Source organism: Bacillus luti (assembly GCF_001884105.1).
Lineage (GTDB): Bacteria > Bacillota > Bacilli > Bacillales > Bacillaceae_G > Bacillus_A > Bacillus_A luti.
Genome location: NZ_MACI01000099.1, coordinates 85,829 through 94,835 on the forward strand (window position 1 = coordinate 85,829; position 9,007 = coordinate 94,835).

Annotated in this window: 9 protein-coding genes; 1 reads left to right on the forward strand and 8 read right to left on the reverse strand. The window is 37.9% G+C overall.

Annotation, left to right across the window (positions count from 1 at the left end; genetic code table 11):
- The first annotated feature begins 75 nt into the window (after positions 1-75).
- On the forward strand, positions 76-525 hold the full coding sequence (locus BAQ48_RS26515) for a YslB family protein (protein WP_071713357.1): 450 nt from the start codon (positions 76-78) through the stop codon (positions 523-525).
- A 114-nt stretch (positions 526-639) separates the two neighbouring features.
- Here the strand turns inward: BAQ48_RS26515 and uvrC are convergent, their stop codons facing one another.
- The 8 genes from uvrC to BAQ48_RS26555 all read right to left on the reverse strand — a co-directional run.
- Positions 640-2,424 carry an excinuclease ABC subunit C gene (uvrC, locus tag BAQ48_RS26520; protein ID WP_000544265.1) on the reverse strand — a complete coding sequence of 595 codons (1,785 nt, stop codon included), beginning with the start codon at positions 2,422-2,424 and terminating at the stop codon, positions 640-642.
- Positions 2,425-2,572: 148 nt separating this feature from the next.
- Positions 2,573-2,887 (reverse strand): thioredoxin, encoded by a 315-nt coding sequence (trxA, locus tag BAQ48_RS26525; RefSeq protein WP_001018943.1) that lies wholly within the window; start codon positions 2,885-2,887, stop codon positions 2,573-2,575.
- A 211-nt stretch (positions 2,888-3,098) separates the two neighbouring features.
- Positions 3,099-4,076 (reverse strand): electron transfer flavoprotein subunit alpha, encoded by a 978-nt coding sequence (gene etfA / locus BAQ48_RS26530; RefSeq protein WP_000101961.1) that lies wholly within the window; start codon positions 4,074-4,076, stop codon positions 3,099-3,101.
- Between the two features lie 36 nt (positions 4,077-4,112).
- Positions 4,113-4,886 (reverse strand): electron transfer flavoprotein subunit beta, encoded by a 774-nt coding sequence (gene etfB, locus BAQ48_RS26535; protein ID WP_001029038.1) that lies wholly within the window; start codon positions 4,884-4,886, stop codon positions 4,113-4,115.
- 78 nt (positions 4,887-4,964) lie between these two features.
- Positions 4,965-5,741: an enoyl-CoA hydratase gene (locus tag BAQ48_RS26540; protein ID WP_000911291.1), complete on the reverse strand. Its 777-nt coding sequence runs from the start codon at positions 5,739-5,741 to the stop codon at positions 4,965-4,967.
- Positions 5,742-5,752: 11 nt separating this feature from the next.
- On the reverse strand, positions 5,753-6,340 hold the full coding sequence (locus BAQ48_RS26545) for a TetR/AcrR family transcriptional regulator (RefSeq protein ID WP_000742218.1): 588 nt from the start codon (positions 6,338-6,340) through the stop codon (positions 5,753-5,755).
- Positions 6,341-6,446: 106 nt separating this feature from the next.
- Positions 6,447-8,132, reverse strand: a complete 1,686-nt coding sequence (locus BAQ48_RS26550) for a long-chain-fatty-acid--CoA ligase (RefSeq protein ID WP_071713358.1) — start codon at positions 8,130-8,132, stop codon at positions 6,447-6,449.
- A 190-nt stretch (positions 8,133-8,322) separates the two neighbouring features.
- Positions 8,323-9,007, reverse strand: a 685-nt coding sequence (locus tag BAQ48_RS26555) for a BclA C-terminal domain-containing protein (protein WP_071713359.1), incomplete at its 5' end; no start/stop codon positions are given.

Here is a 9,007-nt window from a genome sequence, read left to right on the forward strand (position 1 = left end):
ATTTTCCTAAAGAAAAATCTGTTTTTATAAATGTGAAATGTTATATAATAATCCCTATAGAAAGAGGGGATTATTGTGAGTAAAAATACAATCGATATAACATCTTTAGAAGATGTTTCATTGAATGCCTTCGCTTATGAATTGCTACGTGAAGAATTACTACCTGACTTAATTGGTAACGATTTAGATGGTATTTTATACTGGTCTGGTAGAAACCTTGCAAGAAAATATCCACTAGAAACAATTGAAGAAGTTATTCAGTTCTTTGAAAAAGCTGGTTGGGGCACTTTAAGTATTATTGAGCATAAACGTCGTGAAATGCAGTTCCAACTTAAAGGCACACTCATTGCTGAACGTCAAAAACACAATAGACATTCTTCTTATCAATTAGAGGCTGGATTCATTGCTGAGCAAATTCAGAAGCAACGAAATGTCGTTGCAGAGTCATACGAAGAAAAGAAAAAACGTTCAGACTCTATTACATTTCTTGTGAAATGGGATATAAAAGATCTCATTGAAGTGTAGCATTACCTACAGTCAACTAGACATATAAGTTTAGTTGACTTTTTTGTATTTTCAATCAGGTCTAGTTATTTTAAATCTTCAGAAATTATAACAAAAAATAGAAGACATTGTAAACTACAACGTCTTCTTATCTGCTAAATAAGTATAGATCGTCTCCGCGACATTTTTCGGCATACCCGCTTCGACAAATTCCGTCACAGAAGCTTCTTTCATCTTTTTTAACGATCCAAAATGTTTCAGCAATATCTTTTTTCGTTTATCACCAATTCCAGGAATATCATCCAGTGCTGATTGAATGACAGATTTCCCATGTAATTGTCGATGGAATGTAATTGCAAATCGATGCACCTCATCTTGAATGCGCTGCAATAAATAAAATTCTTGGCTATTCCTCTCAAGCAAGACAGGTTCAGGTGGATCTCCAATAATTAAATGTGATGTTTTATGTTTGTCATCTTTCACAAGCCCTGCCATTGGAATATATAATCCGAGCTCATTCTCTAGAATATCACTCGCAGCCGCTAAGTGGCCTTTTCCGCCATCAATAACGATTAAATCAGGTAAAGGTGAATTTTCTTTTAGTGCTCTTGTATAACGGCGCCTCACAACTTCTCTCATAGACTCGTAATCGTCTGGCCCTTGAACCGTTTTAATTTTATATTTTCTATATTCTTTCTTCGCCGGTTTCCCATCGATAAAAGCAATCATTGCTGAAACAGGATTCGTTCCTTGGATATTTGAGTTATCAAATGCTTCAATACGATAAGGTGTTTCAATTCCAAGCTGCTTCCCTAAATTTTCTACAGCTTTAATCGTCCGTTCTTCATCACGTTCAATTAAGTAAAACTTCTCTTCAAGAGCAATCTTTGCATTTTTATTTGCTAATTCTACAAGATCTTTTTTCTTACCACGTTTTGGCTGTGTCGCTTCCACTTCTAAAAAGCGCTCTACTAATTCTGAGTCTATACTTCCTGGAACGACAATTTCCTTCGGCTTAAAATGACTACTGTTTTCATAAAATTGACCGATAAATGTTAAAAATCCCTCTTCTGGTTCATCGTAGATTGGAAACATTGAAACATCACGTTCAATTAACTTTCCTTTTCGAACAAAGAAAACTTGAACGCACATCCATCCTTTATCAACTGCATATCCAAATACATCACGATCCACTAAGTCACTCATAATCATCTTTTGTTTTTCCATAATTGCATCCATATGGGCAATTTGATCTCGTAATTCTTTCGCACGTTCAAATTCTAGTTTCTCTGAAGCATCATACATCTTTGTTTCTAATTCTGAACGAATTTCTTTATGCCCACCATTTAAAAACTTAATAATTTCATCCACAATTTCTTTATTTTGTTCTTCTGTCACTTCTTTCACACAAGGTGCTAAACATTGACCCATATGATAATACAGACAAACTTTATCTGGCATATTCGTGCATTTACGAAGTGGATACATACGGTCTAATAGTTTTTTCGTTTCATGAGCTGATTGTGCATTCGGATAAGGTCCAAAATATTTTCCTTTATCCTTTTTTACATTGCGCGTAATAAGCAAGCGCGGCTGTTTTTCAGCTGTAATTTTAATAAAAGGATATGTTTTATCATCTTTTAATTGAATATTATATTTTGGATCGTGTTTTTTTATTAAATTCAGCTCTAAAATAAGAGCTTCCAAATTTGAGGAGGTTACAATATATTCGAAATCTACAATTTCTCCTACAAGCCGCAGTGTTTTCCCATCATGCGAACCAGTAAAGTACGAGCGCACACGATTTTTAAGCACTTTTGCCTTTCCGACATATATAATCGTTCCTTGCTTATCTTTCATTAAATAGCAACCAGGTTGATCTGGTAAAATGGCTAACTTCTCTTTCAAATGTTCGTGCACTCGTCACCCTCCATTTCTACATGCTTAGCATTTTTATTTTCACATGAAAACATACTATGCCAAAACACCCAACATACGTTCTTTCATTGTAACGGAAAGGCTATAAAAAAGAAAATAAAAAAAGCTACCAAATGGTAGCTTCTTTATTTTAGAAGTGTTTAGAAACTAATTCTACTAACGCTTCTTTCGGTTTGTAACCTAACGCTTGATCAACTACTTTACCGTCTTTTAATACGAAAAGAGCTGGAATGCTCATTACTTCGAATTGACGAGCAGTTTCTTGATTTTCATCAACGTCTACTTTTACTACTTTTACTTTCTCGCCTAACTCTGCATCGATTTCTTCTAATACAGGAGCGATCATTTTACAAGGTCCACACCAAGGTGCCCAGAAATCTAATAATACAACACCTTCGCTAGTTTCAGCTGCGAAGCTTTGGTCATTTGCATTTACAATTGCCATTTTATTTCCTCCTTCAAGTATATTCTACCAAGAGTATATCATTAACTTATATACGTGGCGAATATTATGTATCGTTATGTATTGTAACAAAAAAATGTTCCTTTATACTATATAAAAATACGGATGAAATACTAAAAAGATGAGAGACAGGGGATCTCTCACCTTTTTCTATATATAGGGGTACTTCACTTGGAACTCAAGGGTACTCAAATCATGAATGTACTTTTAACTTTTTAAACTCTTCTGTTAAAAGAGGCACGACTTCAAATAAGTCACCAACAATACCGTAGTCAGCTACTTTGAAGATGCTTGCTTCTGGATCTTTATTAATCGCAACGATGATTTTTGAGTTAGACATACCAGCTAAATGCTGAATCGCACCAGAAATACCGCATGCAATGTATAAGTCTGGCGTAACAACTTTACCAGTTTGACCAATTTGTAATGAGTAATCGCAATACTCAGCGTCACAAGCACCACGAGATGCCCCAACAGCGCCGCCTAATACGTCAGCTAACTCTTTTAATGGTTTAAATCCTTCTTCACTCTTCACACCGCGTCCACCAGCGATAATTACTTTCGCTTCAGAAAGATCAACACCCTCTGCAGTTTTACGGACAACATCTTGAATGATTGTACGTAAATCTTTTACATCAACTGTAATAGAAGACACGTCACCGCTGCGAGACTCATCTTTTTCAAGAGTTGCAATGTTATTTGGACGCACTGTCGCAAATAAGATGCCGTCTGTTACAATCTTCTTCTCGAAAGCTTTACCAGAGTAGATTGGACGAGTGAAGATAACATTTCCACCTTCAACTTCTAAAGCAGTTACGTCAGAAACTAGACCAGCCTCAAGCTTTGCTGCTAATTTTGGTGATAAATCTTTACCAAGTGCTGTATGTCCAAATACAATACCTTCTGGTTTTTCTTCAGCATATACAGCTAAAAATGCTTGTGCATAACCATCAGACGTATATGATTTTAATTTATCATTTTCAACTGTCACAACGCGATCTGCACCGTAATGAATCAATTCATTTGCAAAAGAGGCAACGCTGTCTCCAACTAGAAGACCTACCACTTCACCGCCTTCTGCAATTGTTTTTGCTGCTGCTACCGCTTCAAACGAAACGTTACGTAGCGATCCGTCACGAACTTCACCCATTACTAATACTTTACGAGCCATAGATTTTCCCTCCTGCGTATATAATTTCGTATTTTATTAGATTACTTTCGCTTCTGTATGGAGCAACGATACAAGTTCTTTTACTTGATCTTGCAGCTCGCCTTGTAACACTTTTCCTGCATCTTTCTTAGGAGGCAAATAGATTTCAATTGTTTTTGTCTTTGCTTCCACATCATCTTCTTCTAAATCTAAATCATCTAATTCTACTTCTTCTAATGGCTTTTTCTTCGCTTTCATAATACCCGGAAGCGATGGATAACGAGGTTCATTTAAACCTTGTTGCGCTGTTACTAAAACTGGTAATGATGTTTCAATAACTTCCGTGTCACCTTCAACATCACGCTCAATCTTCACGCTTGTACCGTCAATCTCAAGCTTTGTAATTGTCGTTACATATGGAATATTTAACGCTTCAGCTACGCGTGGACCAACTTGTCCAGACGCTCCGTCAATTGCAACGTTTCCGCCTAAAATTAAATCTGCATTTTTATCTTTTAAATATTCAGCAAGTACTTTTGCTGTCGTGAACTGATCACCATTTTCAACATCGTCTTCAATATTAATTAATACCGCTTTATCGCAGCCCATCGCTAATGCTGTACGAAGTTCTTTCTCACTATCTTCGCCACCAACTGTTACGACAGTAACCTCTCCGCCTTGTGCATCTCTTACTTGAATTGCTTCTTCAATCGCATATTCATCGTAAGGGTTGATGATGAATTCCGCTTCGCCATCGTAAATTGCACCGTTTTTAATTACGATTTTTTCTTCTGTATCAAATGTTCGTTTCATGAGTACGTAGATGTTCATTCCATTTACCCCCTTATTTTTCAGAAAGATTCTATCAATTTTAAAATTCTGTTAATTTATATTAAAAAAATATTTGAACTACCTGCCACTAAATGAAGGTTTACGCTTTTCTAAAAATGCCGCTACACCTTCTCTTCCATCTTCACTCGTAAATACCTCACCAAAAATCTGTGATTCACGTTGTACACCTTCATAATAATGAGACGATTTCGTCGTTTGTAATAACTCTAATACAGCACGAGTTGTTGCTGGACTTTTCCCAGCAATTTGTTTTGCGACTTTAAGCGTATCATCTAAAAATGATTCTTCAGAGAACAATCCGTTAACAAGTCCCCATTTTAATGCTTCAGCACCAGTAATCGGTGTACTCGTTAACATCATTTCACAAGCTTTCGCTTTCCCAACATAACGTGGTAAGCGCTGTGTACCTGCAAAGCCAGGAATTAATCCGAGCGTCAATTCAGGTAAACCAAGTTTTGCACTTTCAGTTGCAAAGCGCATGTGGCAAGACATAGCAAACTCCAAGCCGCCGCCTAGTGCCGCTCCATGAATTGCCGCAATAACTGGTTTTGAACACTTTTCTACGCGCTCAAACGTAACTTGTCCAAGCTGCGCCAGCTCAGTCGCTTGCTTCGCTTCAGTAACAGATGTGAATTCTTTAATATCTGCTCCTGCTGAGAAGAAGCGGCCTTCACCGTGAATAACAACAACACGAATGTTATCATCCTTCTCCACTTGATCAATTAATTCAGTGACGTCATGCATAACTTGTGAAGACATCGCGTTAGCTGGCGCATGATTTAACGTAGCCACCGCGATATGATCTTCAACTCTTACAGATAGGAATTTCAACATGATCCCTCCCATTATTGACGATAACCACAAGCTGCAATAAGTAGCCCATGTACCGTTTTTGAAAGTGCGACCAGATCATACTTATGATCGCTCATTACCCAATTGGTCACAACTTCATCTACTGTTCCAAAGATCATTTGTCTTGCCACGCGAACATTTAAGTCCGCTTGGAATTCGCCTTGCTTTATACCTGTTTCTAAAATCTCATCCATAACTTGTAAGTAGCCTTTTAATACTTCATTTATTTTAAGGCGTAAGTCTTGATTGGACTGTCTTAGCTCTAATTGCGTAACGATAGCAAGAGGATCATTTTGTGACAACAGCAAGAAGTGCGTTTCTACCAACATGAATAATTTCGCTACAGCGCTTTCAATTCCTGCTGTTTTTTGACGAATTGTTTCGACAAATTCTCCCATCTTCTCTTGGAATAAGGATATTAATATATCTTCTTTATTTTTAAAATATAAATAAATCGTGCCATCTGCTACCCCAGCTTGCTTTGCGATTTTCGAAACTTGCGCTTGGTGGTATCCATTCTCCGCAATCACAATGACTGCCGCATCAATAATTTGATTGTATTTCGGTCTATTTTTCTTCACTTTACTGTCCCCTTCAAGAAGATGACTGAATGAATAGTCATTCATATTCTTATAATACTGACTATTTAGAAAAGTGTCAATCCTATTTTTTCAAAAAGAAAGGGCCTTAGCCCGTTTGCTCATCCTCATTCTTTCTCTTCTCTTCATCTATTAGGACACGGCGTAAAATTTTGCCGACCGTCGTTTTCGGCAGTTCCTCTCTAAACTCATATACTTTCGGCACTTTATAAGCAGCTAAATACTTACGTGCAAACTGATCTAATTCTTCTTCAGAACATTCTGCGCCTTCTTTTAAAACAACAAACGCTTTTACAGTTTCCCCTCGGTACGGATCAGGAACGCCGATTGTTACTACTTCTTGCACCTTTTCATGCTCATATAATACTTCTTCTACTTCACGAGGATATACATTAAAACCGCTAGCAACAATCATATCTTTCTTACGATCTTTCACATAGAAAAACCCATCTTCATCCATGTAGCCAACATCTCCTGTATGAAGCCAGCCATCTTGCAATACAGCCGCCGTTTCTTCTGGCTTATTCCAATACCCTTTCATAATTTGTGGGCCTTTAACAACAATCTCACCAATTTCACCTGGAGGCAAGGCCTCTCCTGTTTCGAGTGACATAATGATTGCTTCTGTATCCGGCCACGGTACACCAATACTTCCTGGCACACGTTTTTCCCATAAAAAGTTCCCATGTGTAACTGGTGACGACTCCGTTAATCCATATCCTTCTACTAATTTACCACCTGTAACTCTCTCAAACTCTTCCTGTACTTCTACTGGAAGCGGTGCAGATCCACTTATACAAGCCTGAATAGAAGAAATATCGTATTCTTTTAAAAGAGGACTATTTAAAAGGGCAATATAAATAGTTGGTGCTCCCGGAAATAATGTAACTTTATGTTTCTTAATTGCCTCAAAAACCATTTTCATATCAAACTTCGGAATAAGCACCATTTTATACCCTTGCATAATACTCAAATTCATTACCGCTGTCATGCCATATACGTGAAAGAATGGTAGGACTCCAAGAATTACCTCTTCTCCCTCTGTGCAATTGTATAACCAATGTGCACCCATCAAAGTATTTGAAACAAGGTTTTTATGCGTTAACATAACTCCTTTTGGAAAACCTGTCGTCCCACCGGTATACTGCAAAAGAGCCAAATCATTTTCAGGGGCACAAGGAACTTCAACATCGGTATTACTTTCCTTTTCTACTGATTTCCAAAGGTGAATTGTTTCACTTTCCGACACGTTCACAACAAGATTCGCTTGCTTTTTTTGCACAAATGGATAAAGTAAATTTTTCGGAAACGGTAAAAAATCTGCAATACGAGTTACAATAACATGCTCAAGCCTTGTAGCATTTTGAACATTAGTAACTCTTGGGAATACTAAATCAAGGCAAAGAATGACTTTTGCCCCTGAATCATGAAGTTGATACTCGAGTTCTCTTTCTGTATAAAGAGGATTCGTTTGTACAACAATCCCCCCTGCAAGCAAAGTACCATAGTAACCAATTACAGATTGTGGACAATTCGGTAACATAATCGCGACTCTATCACCTTTTTCAATACCGAGCTTTTGAAGATAATTTGCAAATTTCTTTACCTTATCATGGAAATCTGCAAATGTTACATCTTTCCCCAAGAAATGAAGCGCTTTCTTTTCTGGGTAACGCGAGGCCATTTTTTCTAAATATCTATGAAGTGGTTGAATATCATAAGCAATTGTTGCTGGAATTTCCTCTGGATAGCTCTGTAACCAAGGTTTTTCCACTCTCATTCCCCCTTCCAATACTCTTGAAAATAAATGAATGTTCATTCATGATGATTGTTTTCATTATATTATAGTCATCACCACGTTACAATCATAATATTCTGACTTTTATATAACTATGCTTTACCTCATTAACTTCTTATTATATGTATAAACTCTCCTAACCTTAAAAGAGTAAGAGAGTCATCATTTAACTGAGTCGTATAATTGTTAACACTGCTCCTGGAGTAGTCGTTGATAATGTTGCAACGGCTAACAAACCAAATAATTGCAAACTAATGGCACTTCCAGCCGCAAGAGTCGTAATAATTGTTGCACTAAAAGATGTGGTTGCTAACGCAGGAGAATTGATAGTCCCAGCAAGCGGCGCTCCATTAATCGTAATTCGTGAACTTACTAATAACGATGCTGTTATATTAATTGTATATGAAATATAATAATTCCCTGCATTTGCAGCCGTAAATACAGTGTTTCCCCCAGACACCGTCATTCCTGGACCAATGTTCTGATTGTTTGGAAGCGGGATGTTTGTTCCACCGAGTAAGACCGATACTGCTGTACCCGACGTATTATTTGCAAACGCGTACGTTGCCGTTATACTTGTGCCTGTTGCACCCGTGTCACCTGTTGGACCCGTTGAACCTGTTGAACCTGTTGGACCTGTTGGACCCGTTGAACCTGTTGAACCTGTTGAACCTGTCAAACCTGTTGGACCCGTTGAACCTGTTGGACCTGTTGGACCCGTTGAACCTGTTGGACCTGTTGGACCCGTTGGACCTGTTGGACCCGTTGAACCTGTTGAACCTGTTGAACCTGTTGGACCCGTTGGACCCGTTGGACCTGTTGGACCCGTTGGACCCGTTGGACCCGTTGGA